This window comes from Dokdonia sp. LLG6352-1 (genome assembly GCF_045055815.1).
Lineage (GTDB): Bacteria > Bacteroidota > Bacteroidia > Flavobacteriales > Flavobacteriaceae > Dokdonia > Dokdonia donghaensis.
The window spans coordinates 718,232-733,507 of the sequence record NZ_CP159329.1; the positions used below are offsets into that span (position 1 = coordinate 718,232).

Consider the following 15,276-nt stretch of genomic DNA (forward strand, 5'->3'; position numbering starts at 1 on the left):
ACAACTATGAAAACATTTAAAAGATTATTGATGTTATTGATCGTAGTGAGCACTGTCTCTTGCGGCGATGACTTTTTAGAGCCAGTACCAACAGCGGTACTTGTGGGTGAGACATTCCCAAATAATGCAGAAGAGCTTGAATCTGTTTTAGTATCAGTTTATGACGCACTACAAGGTGTTAATAGCCTTGAGCTTACAGATGCAAGTCTTAATCACGCACAACAAATTGAGTTCTATGTAACAGAGATGCTCAGTGACAACACAAGATCAAAAAGTGGTGAAGGTGAAGCTGGTCAATTTGACAACTTTACAGTACAACCTACTAATGGTTTTGTATTTGACTACTACCGTAGTATGTATGATATTATTACGAAAGCTAATCTAGTTTTAGATAATATCGACTTAGCTGGAGAGGATGCTGCAACTATAGAAGGGGAAGCTAGATTCTTAAGAGGCCTAGCTTATTTCAACTTAGTACGCTCGTATGGTGATGTACCACTTATCGATGCACCTATACTTATCTCTGACTCTGAAGCACAGTTTACCAGAGTAGCAACAAGTGATATTTATGACTTTATTTTTACAGATTTTCAAAATGCAATCGGTTCTCTAGATGTTACGAGTACTCCTAACAGAGCTTCAAAAGCTGCTGCACAAGGTATGCTCGCAAAAGTATATTTAACACAAGGAACTAATTATGGTGAAGCTCAAGGTTTACTTGAAGATATCATAAACAGTGAGCAATATGCCCTTGAAGCAGATTTTAGAGATGTATTCTTTAATGAGGCAAATGGTGAAAACATTTTTACTGTAGGTTATGTAGCAAGCAACTCTCTTGAAAGTCAAAACTTCTCTGCAGAAATGCTTAACGGGGTAGGTCGTACAAGTGGAGTAAACTATGTGACAGATGAGGCTATTGCAGCTCTAGATGAATTTGGTGGAGATAGAGCACAATACTCAAAGCGAGTAGATGCACAACAACCTACACAAACTCAAGTAGTAAAGTGGATTCCTAATGGCGATGCAGATTTAGGTATTGCAGAAACGAGTAGTGACCCTACGAGTGCGGGTAATGACTGGATTATATTGCGTTATGCAGATGTGCTTTTAATGCACGTAGAGGCTATACTAGCTGGTGGTGCTCAGACTACCTCATCTAATGCTCTCGCATCTTTCCAAGCTATAAGAGATAGAGCTGGACTAGCAGATGATCCAGATAATCCAGATGATGATGCAAATACAGTAACTGTAATTACAAGAGATGATTTACTTGTCGAGAGACGTGTAGAACTTGCCTTTGAAAATCACAGAATACACGATTTAAGAAGATTTGGGGTAGCTCAAGATGTTCTTACTGCATTCTCAAATGCAAATGGACATAGCTTTAGCGCTACAGATTTATTATTACCTATTCCTCAGTTTGAAATTAACCTTAGTAATGGGTTATTATCACAAAACCCTGGGTACTAATCTAAAAAAATAAGAAGATGAAATATTTTTTAAAAACAAGCAAGATTGCCCTTTTACTTTTAGGGATGGTGGCGGCCATTTCTTGTGAAAATGAATTAGACCTTCCTGAGGCAGGAAGTCAAGAAGATACAACACCACCAGAAGCAAACTTTATTGCTACGGTTGATATAAATAATTTTGCACTTTACAACTTTGCAAATTTATCTACTAGTGCCACTACGTACTCTTGGGATTATGGTGATGGAAACACCTCTACAGAAGTAGACGGACAAAATGAATACGCAGCAGAAGGAACTTATACTATAACACTTACGGCATCTGATGCCTTAGGAGTAGTGAGTACTTTTTCTGATACAATAGAGGTAATCGAACCAGAAGAGCCAGAAGCTATTATTCCAGTAATTATAGAACCTAGCTTTGAAGACAATACCCTTCCAGATGGAACTGGTGATGGTCGTGACTCGTGGCGTAACTCAGACTTAGGCGGGGTGATTCAAATCAACACAAGTAGTACTGTACCAGAAGGTGGCCAGGCAGCAAAACTGCCAAGTGATGCCTCTAGAATAGGATATCAAGAACTTACAGTTACACCAAATACAGATTACAGAATTACATATTCTTACAGAATAGAAGATCCAGGAGGGTCTGCAACAGTATCTGTTTTACCTGGTGGTGGTTATGTAGATCGCGCTACTGCAGAAGCGTCTGCAATAGTTGAGTTTACAGGATCTGATGAAAGTTACACGTTAGTTACACTTGATTTTAATTCAGGTGCAGATAGTACAGTAAGTATATTCTTTTATAACGCAGGTGTAGAAGCACGTATAGACAACTTTACGGCGGCATTACAATAATATATATTTTGAAGAAAGCCACATTTTTCATATTACTATTACTTTCTACCACGCTGTCTTTTGGACAGCTGGTAGAAAGCAGTGGTAATAACATAAACGAATTACCAAAAGAAAAGAAAGCGAAAAAGAAGAAAAAGAAACGAAAAAAATATAAACTACCAGATATAGACCTAAACAATTGGAAGGTTACAATCCCTATAGGTGATCCTAAAGTAATTGAAGTAAGCCCTCCAGAAATTTTAGACTATGCAACAAATGAAACTTTAAAGCCCTATATGTACAATGATAGTACCAGAGGGGCTATTGTTTTTCACGCCTACCCTAGTAAAACTACCAGAAATACAAAATACTCCAGATCTGAATTAAGAGAACAAATGGTCTCTGGAGAAAATAATGTAAACTGGACCTTTGAACAAGGTGGTAATATGAAAGTCAAGATGGCTATGGATGCTGTCTCAAGAGCAGAAAATGGCAAATACCACAAAGTAATTATAGCACAAATACACGGCAGACTTACTAATGAGCAAAGAGACAGAATAGGTCAAAAGGATAATAATGCACCACCTATTTTAAAAGTATACTGGCAAGATGGTAAAATAAGAGTTAAAACCAAGGTTTTAAAAAGTCAAAATGTGATCGATGATGCCATATTACTTGACGAAGCTTGGGATGATGATAAAGGGTATACTTTTAAACAAAAAGTAGGATTTGGAAAATTCACATTAGAGGTAGATGTAGAAGATGGTAAAATGGTAGTATCGTTAAATAACCAAGAGTTTGCAGTTTATGACAGCACATCTATAAAAAGATGGAATATCTTTGAAAATTATTTCAAGGTAGGCAACTATTTACAAACAAGAGACGAAGGGGCCTTTGCAATAGTACGAGTCTATAAGCTTGATGTAAGCCACTAGTTTAAAATACACTAAAGTCTTATATTACAGTTACTCCCGTATAGTAAAGGTATAACTATAAAGTAAAAAATATGAATCTAGACATACGTACAAAATCTGAAAACGCTGAGGTCGAAAAGTCTATAATTGCTCAAATCAAAGAATTGATCAATTATAAGAACCTCGAGCCTGGAGATAAACTTCCTTCAGAGCGTATGCTTTCAGAAAAGTTTGAAGTATCTCGCGGCAATGTGAGAAGCGCTATTCAAAAACTTGAATTTTACGGTTTACTTAAATCTATTCCTCAGAGTGGTACGTTTGTAGCAAACATAGGTGTGATTGCTATGAATGGTATTATAGATGACATTTTAAGTCTAGAGACTCCACACTTTAAATCACTAGTAGAAACTAGAATTTTATTAGAACTCAAAACCGCACGTCTAGCAGCAATGCGCCGCACAGATGAAGATCTCAAAGCAATGCGATCTGCCCTTGATGCATATAACGAGAAGGTGCTTAATGGAGAAGATGCCGTACAAGAAGATTTGCTCTTTCACCTAGCAATTGCAAAAGCTTCTAGAAATAGTACAATGAACACTTTTATGCTTATGATCACACCAGAGATTATCACAAATTTTGAGAAATATCACGTGTGTGATAGCACAATGGCACAAACCAGTATAGGAGAACACGAGCGTATTTATGAAGCCATACGAGACCAAAAAACAAAGGTTGCAAAACAAATGATGAAAGAGCACTTTAAAGCACTATATCAATACTGTTACGATCTATAGTTTATGAGTATATACGCTTTCGCGAAAGCTTAAAAACAATCAAAAAATATTACAAATTTAGAATAGCTATTAAAAAATAGCCAGGGCGCACACTTTCTTATATGAAATAAGCAAGAGCCCAAAAAACAAAAAGATTATGAAACTTAAAGGACTAAGGTGGTGGATTATAGCGCTCATATGCCTTGCAACCATTATCAACTATATTGATCGTTCTGCCTTTGGAATTATGTGGCCAGAGATGGGTAAAGATCTCGGTATGGATGATTATGATTATGCCTTGATGCTCAACATCTTTATGGTGACCTATGCCGCCGGAAAATTTCTGTCTGGTAAACTTATGGACATTATAGGTACCAGATTAGGATTTGCTTTTTCTATCATACTATGGTCACTAGCCTCTGTCTTTCACGCATTTTCAAAAGGACTGGTTTCATTAGGTATTTTTAGAGGATTACTAGGTCTAGGAGAAGCGGGAAACTGGCCTGGAGCTGTAAAAAGTAACGGCGAGTGGTTTCCGGTAAATCAAAGAGCGCTTGCTCAAGGTATTTTTAACGCTGGAGCATCTGTAGGTAGTATCATAGCTCCTGCCCTTATAGCATTACTATACGGTACTTATGGGTGGAGAAGCACTTATATTATTATTGGAGCTCTAGGTATCTTATGGGTTATTCCTTGGTTTATTATCAATAAAGCTGCTCCAAAACATCACTCGTGGATCACAGATGAGGAAAAAGCCCTCATTATGGAAGGTAGAGCTATTGTAGATGAAGAAGCAAAAAAAGAAAAAGGACTCTCATTATTAGAAATTTTAAGTTATAAAGAATCTTGGGGTGTACTTGCTGCGCGATTCTTTATAGAGCCTATTTGGTGGTTATTTGTAGGCTGGATGCCACTATACCTCAACAGTCAGTTTGGTTTTAGTGTAGAAGAAATAGGATCTACTATGTGGATCTCATACGTAGGTGGTATGATAGGTAGTCTTGCTGGTGGATGGTATAGCGGTAAGTTAATGGCAAAACATACAGTAGACTTTTCGCGTAAGCGTACGATACTAATAGGAGCTACACTTATATTTTTGGGCCTTTTAGGTATCATTTTCTTAGTAAATGACAATAACCCTATGACGTTTATTTTTATAACAGGTCTCGTACTCTTTGGATTTCAGTTTGCCATTGGAAATATACAGACCCTCTCTACAGATTTATTTAGAGGACCTTCTGTGGGGACACTTGCAGGGCTTGCAGGTACAGTTGGTGCCATTTCTGTTATTATAATGAACTGGTTAATACCCACTATAGCATCTACATCATATACACCTGCTTTTATTGTAATCGCAATACTGGCTCCTATGGTAGTACTATCAATATTTGGATTAATAAGAAATATAAAAATTGTTGAAAATAACTAATTAATTAAAAAACTATGAGTAAAAATAAAGGGAAGGTAGCCATAATCACTGGTGCCACAGGAGGAATAGGTTTTGCTGTTGCAAAGCGACTTGGAGACGAAGGATATACAGTTATTATAAACGGTATACAAGATGATGAAGGTGCACAGAGACTTGAAGAGTTAAAAGCAGCTGGAATCACAGCAGAGTATTATGGTTTTGATGTGACTAAAGAAGAAGAGGTTACAGCAAACATCAAAAAAATAGGTGAAAAATACGGTAAGATAGACGTACTTGTAAACAATGCAGGAGGTCTAGGTGGTAGATCACGTTTTGAAGAAATGACAACAGAGTTTTACAGATTTGTAATGGCTCTTAACCTTGACAGTGTATTTTTTGCTTCTAGAGCGGCGATCCCATTCTTAAAAAAAGGTGATCACCCTACTATCATTAATTATACGTCTAACGCAGGATGGAATGCTGGAGGACCAGGTGCTGGTATTTACGGTACGTCTAAGGCTGGAGTGCATACTATTACAAGAGCGCTTGCAAAAGATCTAGCTGAGTATGGTATACGTGTAAACGCTGTATCACCAGGTACGATAGATACACCTTTCCACAAGCAAATTAAAGAGACAAAGCCAGAAGTATTTGCATCGTGGGCAAATAATATTATGCTAGGTAGATTAGGACAACCGGAAGATGTTGCAGGTGTTGTATCATTTTTAGCAAGTCCAGATGCAGCTTTCTTAACTGCCGAAACTATTCAAGTAGGTGGTGGTCAAGCATTAGGTATATAACTAGCATATGGGTAAAGTAGTCACCTTTGGAGAAATAATGTTGCGCCTCTCTACAGAGCGCTTCTTGAGATTCTCACAAGCCAAAACCTTTGGAGCTACCTACGGTGGTGGTGAGTTTAATGTAGCAGTATCACTTAACAACTTAGGTGTTCCTGCAGAGTTTGTAACACGTCTTCCTCACAATGAGATAGGTGATACTGCACTGCAAGAAATAAAAAAACTAGGTGTTGGTGACACACATATACACAGAGGTGGAGATCGATTAGGTATTTACTTTTTAGAAACAGGAGCCGGAACAAGAGCCAGCAATGTCGTTTACGACCGTGCTGGCAGTTCTATGGCTACCGTTACAAAGGGAGCTTTTGACTGGGAGACTATTTTTAAAGGAGCATCTTGGTTTCACTGGAGTGGTATCACTCCAGCCATATCTGAGCAAGCTGCTTTAGAATGTCTAGAAGCAGTTAAAATGGCAAAAAAGATGGGACTTACCATTTCTACAGATCTAAATTACAGGTCAAAATTATGGAAATGGGGAAAAGAACCTCACGAGGTAATGCCAGAGCTACTCAAGTATAGTAATCTCATACTAGGCGACATAGACACTGCATATTTTATGCTAGGAGAACCTAAAGTACAGCCCAATTATCACGACGAAAAGTCGTTACCCGTGCTGTATGATAAACTCTTTAAAATGTGTCCAGACCTAAAGCAAGTTGCGACCACATTGCGCTACTCTGTAAGCGCCTCTCACCAGCGCATAGGAGGAATACTATATGATGGTGATCAAATTTATAAAGCACACGTGCAAGAGGTAACCCCTGTGGTAGATCGTGTAGGTAGTGGAGACGCTTTTATGGGTGGTCTTGCATATGGCCTCATAGATAAACCTATGGATAAACAACGCGCAATAGATATTGCCGTGGCTTCTTGTTGCCTTAAACATACCATTTACGGCGATTATAACCTTGTATCTTTACAAGACATAGAGCGATTTATGGATGGAGATCAAACAGGTAAAGTTTCAAGATAATTATGGCAAGATTTACAAGAATAGAAGTAGCTCAAGCAATGAAAGACACAGGCATCGTGCCTTTGTTTTATAACGAGTCTATTGAGGTGGGTAAAAACATTCTCAAAGCCTGCCATAGTGCAGGTGCTCGAGTGATAGAGTTTACAAGTAGAGGTGATAATGCCCACAAAGTGTTTGATGCGTTGTGCGCTTTCGCGAAAGCGGAATTACCAGAACTCATACTAGGTGTAGGTAGTATTACAGATGGTGCTGCAGCATCGCTTTATATGCAACTAGGCGCAAACTTTATTGTAACACCAGTGTTACGAGAAGATATCGCCTTAGTGTGTAACAGAAGAAAAGTACTCTGGTCACCAGGCTGTGGGTCTCTTACAGAAATTGCTCGTGCAGAAGAGTTAGGTTGTGAGGTAGTAAAACTTTTTCCTGGAGGGATATATGGAGCTCAGTTTGTAAAAGCTATAAAAGGCCCGTGTCCTTGGACCTCTATAATGCCTACAGGTGGCGTATCTCCTACTCAAGAGAGTCTGGAAGAATGGTTTAATGCAGGTGTCACTTGCGTAGGTATGGGATCAAAACTTATCGCTCCAGATACGACAACAGGTGTTTGGGATTATAAAGCTATTGAACAAAAAACCAAAAAAGCGCTAGACATTGTAGCTTCAATTAAAAAAGTATAATAAGATTTTACAACACTCACAATATTTGAATTAGTTTGCTTACTACAAAAATGAGTGTATAATAAAGAGTATCGGGGGATGCTCTTTATTTTTTTGCCTTTTAATGAACGTTAGGAGGTTTCTAAGAAGCTAATGTCAGCATTACAACGTCTTACGCACAAAGACTTCCTGAAGCAACAAAAAGAGCCTTAAAAAGGCCTTTAATTACTCACGAGAATTTATCGCATAAAAAAAGCCGACTAATTAAAGTCAGCTTTTCTCGTTGTACAGGCGGAGAGACTCGAACTCTCACACCGTAAGGCACTAGATCCTAAGTCTAGCGTGTCTACCAATTCCACCACGCCTGCATTTCAATAAATCGTTACTCGTTTACTTCGTAACGGGGTGCAAATATAATACATTTTTTCAATTGCAAAATATTTTTTTAATAAAAATTGCAATTCGTTATTCGTATTTTTACTTCAAATATGAGATTACAATGCAAGATCCAAAAGAATATATAGCACAACACAAAGACAGATTTCTTAACGAACTTATAGAACTCCTTAAAATACCGAGTGTTAGTGCAGACTCTGCCTATGCAGAAGCCACACATCAAACTGCCGCTACCGTTGCCGAAAGCTTACGTAAAGCTGGTTGCGATACCGTAGAAATTTGTGAGACACCAGGCTACCCAATTGTGTATGCAGATAAGATTATAGATAAAAACTTACCTACAGTACTCGTGTACGGTCACTATGACGTACAACCACCAGATCCTATTGATCTATGGGACTCACCACCGTTTGAACCTGTAATTAAAAAAACAGACAAGCATCCAGAGGGTGCCATCTTTGCACGTGGTGCTTGTGATGACAAGGGACAAATGTATATGCACGTAAAAGCGCTTGAGTATATGGTTGCAAATGATAAGCTACCTTGCAACGTAAAGTTTATGATAGAGGGTGAAGAAGAAGTAGGAAGCGCAAACCTTGCTTGGTATGTAGAGCGTAACCAAGAAAAACTAGAAAATGACGTCATCCTTATTTCAGACACGGGGATGATTGCAAATGATATTCCTTCTATTACAACAGGTCTACGTGGTTTGAGCTATGTAGAAGTAGAAGTTACAGGACCTAACCGTGACCTTCACTCTGGTCTTTATGGTGGTGCCGTAGCAAACCCTATTAATGTGTTATCAAAAATGATTGCCTCACTACACGATGAGAATAATCACATCACGGTTAAGGGCTTTTATGACAAGGTAGAAGAACTCACACAGGCAGAGCGCGATAAAATGGGCGAAGCACCATTCTCACTAGATGAGTATAAAAAAGCATTAGACATAGACGCTGTATATGGAGAAAAAGGATATACAACAAACGAGCGCAACTCTATACGCCCTACCCTAGACGTAAACGGTATCTGGGGAGGATATACTGGAGAAGGAGCCAAAACAGTGATTGCAAGCAAGGCATATGCAAAAATATCAATGCGTCTAGTCCCACACCAAGAGTGGGAAGAAATCACAGAACTATTTAAAACGCATTTTGAGGGTATTGCTCCAGCAGGCGTAAAAGTTAAGGTAACACCTCACCACGGAGGTCAAGGTTATGTTACTCCTATAGATAATGTGGCTTATCAAGCTGCCGAAAAGGCATATGAGCAAACTTTTGGAAAAACACCTATCCCGCAACGTAGTGGAGGTAGTATTCCTATTGTGGCGCTTTTTGAGAAAGAGCTTAAAAGTAAAACAATCCTTATGGGCTTTGGTCTCGACAGTGATGCCATACACTCACCAAACGAACATTTTGGCGTATGGAATTACTTAAAAGGAATAGAAACCATCCCTTATTTCTACCAGTATTTTACAGAGATGAGTAAGTAGTACTACATCTTATTTAATTAAAAGCGCTTTGGTAATCTAGTAATTACTAAGGCGCTTTTTTTATTCCACTATTTTTCAAAAAACGAAGCTAGACAATAGACAGAAGCCTATCCCCTACTGATATTAACTAGGGTAACTACGCTTTCGCGAAAGCGTAAAGAGACACACTTACAGACACTTATCTTAAAATATTTTAACTCTACACTTGTAGAATCAAAATATTATTCTACATTTGTAGAGTACATTCTAACACTGTAGAACATTATGGCACTATCCACTTCTGAAGAACAGCTTATGCAATTGCTCTGGAAACAGGAAAAGGCTTTTATGAAAGATCTCATAGAAGCATATCCAGACCCAAAGCCAGCGACCACGACAATCGCAACGCTACTTAAGCGTATGCAAGACAAGAAGTTTGTAGATTATAAACAGTACGGCCGTTCTAGGGAATACTTCCCGCTTGTAAAGAAGACAGACTACTTCTCAAAACACGTTAATGGGCTGATTAAAAATTTCTTTAACGATAGCGCTGGGCAGTTTGCTTCATTCTTTACCCGTGAGACAGATCTCTCACAGCAAGAACTAGAGGAGTTAAAACAAATCATAGATAACCAACTTAAAGCCAAAAAGAAATGATACTCATCTATCTCTTAAAAAGCGCTTTATGTTTAGGCATCCTATTTGGCTTTTATAAGCTAGCGCTAGAAGGAAAAGCGATGCACCACTTTAAAAGATTTTACCTCCTGGCAAGTCTTGTATTTTCATTTACCATACCGCTTATCACCTTTACATACCAAGCAGCAGAAGCACCACAGATTACTCCCATATTTCAAGAATATGTTGAGACCGTTTCTGCGCCAAACCAAGTACCTCGGGTTGCCGAAGTAGATTACACAAACACCGCTATCTGGGGAATATACCTTCTAGGAGTATTCATTTTTGGCACTCGTTTTATTGTAAATCTTGTGCGCTTAAAGCGAAAGATACATCAGGCAGAGCTTCACCCATCATCACACTTTACGCTTGCCCTATTAGAGCAAGTGATGGTGCCACACTCTTTCCTAAAGTGGATTTTTGTAAACAGACAATCATACACACAACAGGAAATAGCTCCAGAAGTACTTGCTCACGAGGCAACTCACGTGCGCCAAAGGCACTCCCTAGATATTATTGCCATAGAGTTTATACAGGTCATTTTCTGGTTTAATCCGCTGGTGTGGCTTTATAAAGGTTCTATAAAATTAAATCACGAATTTCTAGCAGATCAAGGTGCTATAGTAGATAAAAGTAATATTGCTATATATCAAAACATACTCTTAAGTTATGCAAGCAGTACTCATCACACTGCGCTCGAGAGTCCTTTTAATTATTCATTAACCAAAAAACGAATCGTTATGTTATCACAATCATTTAGTCGTAAAAAAGTAGTGCTGCGCGCATTACTACTCATTCCAGTAGTTACAATTTGCCTACTACTCTTTAATCAAGGAATCATTGCTCAAGAAAAACCTAAAGAGCAAAAGGCACCTCAAACCTCAACCTACGCCACACAGTTTGTAGAAGGAGCTACACGTAATGGTAAAAACGCACTAGTTATAGAGGTACGAAATGATAGTATCTATATAAATGGACAATACAGTCCGCTTGACAGCTTTCGCGAAAGCGTAGATAACATCACCGCACAGTGGACAAAAGAAGAGTTTGCACAGCCGGTGAGGTCTATGATTTTTAAGGGCAACTCAAAAGGGTTTATAAATAAAGCCGAAGCTGTTTTTAGACAAACGCAATTGTATAAGGCAAATAACAGTTTACGCCTTATTCCTCCGCCACCTCCTGCGCCACCAGCACCTAGAGGAGAGCTTCCTCCACCGCCACCGCCGCCATCTCCAGAAGAACATTTGCTTAAAATGCACAAACTGAGTAGCCTTTTTATCTATAATGGCAAAGAAGTAACCTATGAAGAAGCTGTACGCCTTGCAAAAGGTGGTGTAACAGAAATTAAAACACCGTATCCTTACAGCAACCCACCCAAAACTTTTATAGGAAGTACAGAGCCAATTAAACCTAATGTAAATAAAAAAGTAGGCGCTAACCTCTCAAATAAAAAAGGGCAGGGAAACGTTTTTAAAGATCCTAATACGTACCAGACTATTTATCAAGAAGTCATAGATCCAGCTAGCAGCCTATCGCAAGAGTCGTACCCTAAGAGTGTTGGTTTTACAGTGAGTACAATAGACGAGGTGTCAGAAAAAATACGATCTACAGAGGCAACAGACAAAGCAGTCGCTTCTTTTTTAGAAGAAAACAATATTGATAGTAAGAATGTTACTCCTATTAGTACTAGTTACAGCAAACCCAACAAATCAACACGCGTAATGCAACGAACTAGTGTTATTAAAGCTAAAGTAGCTGGAAAACAAGCCGCTGTTTCAACTCAAAAAGGCAATCATTTTGAAGTTAAAGCAAGTTATGATGAAGATGGTTCTTTATCAAAAAACGTTGAACAGCACGCCCTAAATGGCGGTACTTTTGAATTTGAAGGAAAAGAAATCTCAAAAGAAGATGCTATTCTGAAATCTAAAGAACCTAATATTACCATACACATATCTTCTTTTCATAACAAAATGATTTTCATCAAAAACTTTCTAACTAGTAAAGCAAATTATTACTTAAATGATAAATTATTATCTGAAGATGAAATCACCCAGTTTGGTGCTAATTACAAAACTGTGCTCATTTCAAGAGGTTCTGAAAAAGAGAAACCATCTTTCAAATTTGTGAAAATCAAAGAATAATTACAAGCTACACTTCACACAGCTTAATTCTTAAAACAAAGCCAATAGCAAAGCCATTAATACAGATATATGTAGCTTTGCGGCAATGGATTATAAAAAGGAAATAAGCTGTTTTTTCTTTGATCATTTTATTGATTGGGGACTATCAGAAACCTTCTCTAAGTATCTCAATGCCTTTGTACTAGGTGTTATTGTGCTAGTGTTGGTTTTTCTGGCAGATATGCTCGTGCGTAAAGTACTGCGAAAGCTGGCTGCATATATTTCAAAAAGTACAAAAACAAATTTTGATGATCTCCTCATTAAAAACCGTGTGCCTAGAAGACTAGCACACATACTCCCGTTGTACTTACTTATAGGAGCGCTTCCATTTATACTAGATGATTTTCTTGAACTACAACACGTTTTTAGCGTGATTCTTAATCTTATAGGAATCATTCTTGCGCTACGTATCATAAGAGCCCTTTTACACACTCTTAGAGATTACTTTAAAACCATACCAGGCTTACGAGATAAACCTATAGATAGCTACATACAGGTCTTTATGATTTTTGCGTGGGTGTTTACCATCTTTTACGCCATAAGTCTTATAACACCTGTTTCACTAGGACAGGCCTTAGGAACTTTTGGTGCCGCCTCGGCCATTATATTACTTATTTTTAAAGACACTATTCTTGGGTTTGTAGCAAGCATTCAGGTTGCTATTAATGATATGGTGCGTATAGGCGACTGGATTACCTTTGAAAAGTACGGAGCAGATGGTGATGTGGTAGAGATTAACCTCGCAACGGTAAAGGTTCAAAACTTTGATATGACCATCACAACCATACCTACCTACGCGCTTATCTCAGACTCTTTTAAGAACTGGCGTGGTATGACAGACAGTCCTGGTCGTCGTATAAAACGTTCCTTGTATATAAAACAAGACAGCATAAAGTTTCTTACAGACGAGGATATACAGCGCTTTAAGAGAATAGGACTCATCACAGATTACCTCACAAATATGGAGGAAAAACTAGCCCGCATTAACGAGCGAGATAATTCTGATAAGTCTATCCAGATTAATGGTAGCAACCTGACTAACGTAGGTCTTTTTAGAAAATATATGGAGACCTATATTCAAAACCACAGCGCCATACACAAAGAGATGCTTCTTATGTGTCGCCAGCTGGCTCCTACTGCACAAGGTATCCCTCTAGAGGTGTATTGCTTTAGTAAAGACAAAAAATGGGAAAACTACGAGTACATAATGGCAGATCTTTTTGACCATTTTTTGGCTGCCGTACCTTACTTTGATCTTGAGCTCTTTGAGTACCCAAGTAGTCCAAATCGTGATAACTTTATAGACGTTTCTCAATAGGTTTTTTACGCTTTCGCGAAAGCGTAACACACACAACTGCAACAATCTCATATTTTATGAGTCTCTTAAAGCAAGAGTCTCACCTACGCCTACACCTTGTTATGCAATACATACGAAAAAGCAGGAAACCGTCGTTGTAGTACTCCACACCCTCATCAATCAGCCGGGTGCATAACAACCACCCACTCAAAAACTAACTAAACGAACCGTATTATGATTCAATCCTTTTTTATTCTCTGCTCTGGTGCAGATCGTGACGTTTTAGACACCTGCTCTCGCGGAGAAAAGAATAAATATGCTGGCATAGGTGCTACCGTATTTTTTACAGCCGTATTAGCCACCATCGCAGCAACCTATGCGCTTTTTACCGTTTTTGATAATGTGTATAGAGCCATACTTTTTGGTTTATTATGGGGACTGGTTATTTTTAATCTAGACCGTTTTATTGTTTCTACACTTAAAAAGCGAAACAACTGGTGGAAAGAATTTGGGATGGCAATTCCCCGCCTTATTCTTGCGGTAATTATTGCTGTAGTGATTTCAAAACCCTTAGAGCTTAAAATATTTGAGAAAGAGATAGACCGCGTGATGCTCAGTCAAAAAAATGAGTTTACCGTGCAAAATCAAGGTGAGATACTCGCACAATACACCCCAGAAATCAATAAACTGGATGCCCAAATAGCTACCGCAAAACAAGAAATCGCTACCAAAGAGACCGAAGTAAACAACCTCTATCAGATTTACATAGACGAGGCAGAAGGTACTGCTGGCACAGAGCTACTAGGCAAAGGCCCAGTCTATCAAGAAAAGCGAGACAAACACGATGCCGCTCTTGCAGAACTCACTGCTCTCAAAGCAACAAATGCAGAAAAAATAGCTCAAGCCGAAGCGCAAAAAATACAACTGCGCGAGGAGTTTAACACTGCTGTAAGCACGAGTCAGCCCATTATAAATAACTTTGACGGATTAATGGCGCGCATAGATGCGATGAAAGAACTGCCGTGGTTACCCTCGCTGTTTATTTTCTTACTCTTTCTTGCGATAGAGACGGCACCTATATTTTCTAAGCTTATCTCGCCTATGGGTGAGTATGATATAAAACTTGCAGACCACGAGCTCACCATAAAAGAATGGAGTGCACAAAAAGCCCTACAACGCAAGATCCTTACCGAGACAGATCACATTGTAAATGATCGCGTGTATACAGATATCGCCCAAGATGAAGAGCTATACAACTACAAGAAAAAGATGGCAAAAGAGATTTTAAAACGACAGCAAGATGCCTTTTACAGGCGGCAGACTAAAATTTTAGGATAGTCACATTTAGTCCTATATGCTATAATGTATCTTTA

General features: G+C 38.6%; 13 protein-coding genes and 1 tRNA gene. 13 read left to right on the forward strand and 1 reads right to left on the reverse strand.

Annotated features, from left to right (window positions below; translation table 11 throughout):
- The first annotated feature begins 6 nt into the window (after positions 1-6).
- The 8 genes from ABVM49_RS03255 (at position 7) to ABVM49_RS03290 (ending at position 7,905) form a co-directional block, all read left to right on the forward strand.
- Positions 7-1,470 (forward strand): RagB/SusD family nutrient uptake outer membrane protein, encoded by a 1,464-nt coding sequence (locus ABVM49_RS03255; RefSeq protein WP_405203017.1) that lies wholly within the window; start codon positions 7-9, stop codon positions 1,468-1,470.
- 17 nt (positions 1,471-1,487) lie between these two features.
- Positions 1,488-2,324 carry a PKD domain-containing protein gene (locus ABVM49_RS03260; RefSeq protein ID WP_035326860.1) on the forward strand — a complete coding sequence of 279 codons (837 nt, stop codon included), beginning with the start codon at positions 1,488-1,490 and terminating at the stop codon, positions 2,322-2,324.
- A gap of 5 nt (positions 2,325-2,329) precedes the next feature.
- Positions 2,330-3,238 (forward strand): polysaccharide lyase family 7 protein, encoded by a 909-nt coding sequence (locus ABVM49_RS03265; RefSeq protein WP_405203651.1) that lies wholly within the window; start codon positions 2,330-2,332, stop codon positions 3,236-3,238.
- 71 nt (positions 3,239-3,309) lie between these two features.
- The gene (locus ABVM49_RS03270; protein WP_038598723.1) at positions 3,310-4,011 is read left to right on the forward strand and encodes a FadR/GntR family transcriptional regulator; all 702 of its coding nucleotides are present in this window, start codon (positions 3,310-3,312) and stop codon (positions 4,009-4,011) included.
- Between the two features lie 136 nt (positions 4,012-4,147).
- Entirely contained in the window at positions 4,148-5,419 is a 1,272-nt protein-coding gene (locus ABVM49_RS03275) for an MFS transporter (RefSeq protein WP_375253056.1), read from the forward strand.
- A gap of 14 nt (positions 5,420-5,433) precedes the next feature.
- Positions 5,434-6,198 carry an SDR family NAD(P)-dependent oxidoreductase gene (locus tag ABVM49_RS03280; protein WP_405203019.1) on the forward strand — a complete coding sequence of 255 codons (765 nt, stop codon included), beginning with the start codon at positions 5,434-5,436 and terminating at the stop codon, positions 6,196-6,198.
- A gap of 7 nt (positions 6,199-6,205) precedes the next feature.
- Positions 6,206-7,228, forward strand: coding sequence for a PfkB family carbohydrate kinase (locus ABVM49_RS03285; protein ID WP_405203021.1), 1,023 nt, complete (start codon positions 6,206-6,208; stop codon positions 7,226-7,228).
- A 2-nt stretch (positions 7,229-7,230) separates the two neighbouring features.
- Positions 7,231-7,905 (forward strand): bifunctional 4-hydroxy-2-oxoglutarate aldolase/2-dehydro-3-deoxy-phosphogluconate aldolase, encoded by a 675-nt coding sequence (locus ABVM49_RS03290; RefSeq protein WP_405203022.1) that lies wholly within the window; start codon positions 7,231-7,233, stop codon positions 7,903-7,905.
- Positions 7,906-8,170: 265 nt separating this feature from the next.
- Here ABVM49_RS03290 and ABVM49_RS03295 read toward each other — a convergent pair.
- Positions 8,171-8,252: transfer RNA gene (locus ABVM49_RS03295), tRNA-Leu, on the reverse strand.
- 131 nt (positions 8,253-8,383) lie between these two features.
- Here ABVM49_RS03295 and ABVM49_RS03300 point away from each other — a divergent pair.
- From ABVM49_RS03300 to ABVM49_RS03320, 5 genes are all read left to right on the forward strand, one after another.
- Positions 8,384-9,772 carry a dipeptidase gene (locus ABVM49_RS03300; RefSeq protein ID WP_405203024.1) on the forward strand — a complete coding sequence of 463 codons (1,389 nt, stop codon included), beginning with the start codon at positions 8,384-8,386 and terminating at the stop codon, positions 9,770-9,772.
- A gap of 264 nt (positions 9,773-10,036) precedes the next feature.
- Positions 10,037-10,408, forward strand: coding sequence for a BlaI/MecI/CopY family transcriptional regulator (locus ABVM49_RS03305; RefSeq protein WP_035326836.1), 372 nt, complete (start codon positions 10,037-10,039; stop codon positions 10,406-10,408).
- Positions 10,405-12,567: a M56 family metallopeptidase gene (locus ABVM49_RS03310; protein WP_405203025.1), complete on the forward strand. Its 2,163-nt coding sequence runs from the start codon at positions 10,405-10,407 to the stop codon at positions 12,565-12,567. The genes ABVM49_RS03305 and ABVM49_RS03310 overlap by 4 nt, the downstream gene beginning before the upstream one ends.
- 85 nt (positions 12,568-12,652) lie before the next feature.
- On the forward strand, positions 12,653-13,924 hold the full coding sequence (locus ABVM49_RS03315) for a mechanosensitive ion channel family protein (RefSeq protein WP_405203027.1): 1,272 nt from the start codon (positions 12,653-12,655) through the stop codon (positions 13,922-13,924).
- 213 nt (positions 13,925-14,137) lie between these two features.
- Positions 14,138-15,241 (forward strand): DUF4407 domain-containing protein, encoded by a 1,104-nt coding sequence (locus ABVM49_RS03320; protein WP_405203028.1) that lies wholly within the window; start codon positions 14,138-14,140, stop codon positions 15,239-15,241.
- The last annotated feature ends 35 nt before the right edge of the window (positions 15,242-15,276 follow it).